Origin of the sequence: Micromonospora sp. MP36, assembly GCF_008119785.1 — a bacterium.
Taxonomy (GTDB): domain Bacteria; phylum Actinomycetota; class Actinomycetes; order Mycobacteriales; family Micromonosporaceae; genus Micromonospora.
Genome location: NZ_VSFA01000253.1, coordinates 1 through 1,457, shown reverse-complemented (window position 1 = coordinate 1,457; position 1,457 = coordinate 1). Strand labels below are relative to the sequence as shown.

1 protein-coding gene is annotated in these 1,457 nt (G+C 67.0%); it reads left to right on the top strand.

Going from position 1 to position 1,457, the window contains the following annotated elements; all coding sequences use genetic code 11:
• Nucleotides 1-132: 132 nt before the first annotated feature.
• Nucleotides 133-1,425 carry an IS256 family transposase gene (locus FXF52_RS41010; protein WP_255472950.1) on the top strand — a complete coding sequence of 431 codons (1,293 nt, stop codon included), beginning with the start codon at nt 133-135 and terminating at the stop codon, nt 1,423-1,425.
• The last annotated feature ends 32 nt before the right edge of the window (nt 1,426-1,457 follow it).

The window sequence follows — 1,457 nt, the reverse complement described above, 5'->3', positions numbered from 1 at the left end:
GATGGTTTGTGTAATTGATCGGCTTCCATGTCGAGGAGTACACAAGTGACCATGACTGAGGATCAGTTGGCCGGGCCGTTGGGCTCGGCGGTGGCCGGGCCGGGCGGAGCAGCCCGGGACACGGTGAACGGCATGATCGAGGCCGGCCTGCTCGATGACCTGATGGATCGAGTCGACGCGGGCGGGCTGGCGCTGACCGGTGAGGGCGGCCTGCTGCCGGAGCTGGTCAAGGCGGTCCTGGAACGGGGACTGGCGGCGGAGCTGACCGGCCATTTGGGCTACGAGAAGAACGATCCTGCGGGTCGGGGCAGCCCGAACTCGCGTAACGGCCACAGCGCCAAGACGATCGCGACCGAGGTCGGGGACGTGTCCCTGGCCGTGCCGCGGGACCGGGCCGGGACGTTCGAGCCTCGGCTGGTCCCGAAGGGATCACGTCGGGCGGGCGGGCTCGACGACATGATCATCTCGTTGTATGCGGGTGGGATGACGATCCGTGACATCGGCCATCACCTGCAGCGCACTCTCGGCACCGAACTGTCGCACGACACCATCTCGAAGATCACCGACGCTGTGCTCGACGAGGTGAAGGCCTGGCAGACCCGCCCACTGGAGGAGATCTACCCGATCATCTACCTCGATGCGCTGGTCGTGAAGGTCCGCGACGGGCACACGGTGCGCAACCGGGCCGCGCACATCGCCGTCGGCGTCGACTTGGACGGGGTCAAGCACGTGCTCGGGATCTGGGTCCAGGCCACCGAGGGCGCGAAGTTCTGGGCCGGGGTCTGCGCAGAACTGCGCAACCGCGGGATCCGCGACACGCTGATCGTGTGCTGCGACGGGCTGACCGGCTTCCCCGAGGCGATCGAGGCCACCTGGCCGCAGTCGACGGTCCAGACCTGCACGGTCCACCTGATCCGGGCCGCGATGCGGTTCGTCTCCTACCAGGACCGCAAGAAGGTCGCCGCCGCGCTCAAACCGATCTACACCGCGCCGACCGTCGAGGCCGCCGAGAGCGAGTTGCTCGCCTTCGCCGAGTCCGACCTCGGCAAACGGTATCCGGCCGCGGTGGCGACCTGGGAGAACGCGTGGGAACGGTTCATCCCGTTCCTGGCCTTCCCGCCCGAACTGAGGAAGATCATCTACACGACCAACGCGATCGAGTCGCTGAACTACCAGCTCCGCAAAGTCATCAAGAACCGCGGCCACTTCCCGTCCGACGACGCCGCGATCAAGCTGCTCTGGCTCGCCATCCGCGACATCGAGGACAAACGCGCCCGGGCCCGCGCCAAGGAGAAGGGCCTGCCCGCCGGACAGCGACGGGCCCAGGGCCGGCTCGTCGAAGGCGCCGCCGTCCAGGGCTGGAAACAAGCCCTCGGCGCTCTCGCCCTGCACTACCCCGACCGCATCGGCCCCTACATCAACTAACCGAGATCCGAAGATCACTTACACAAAAATCT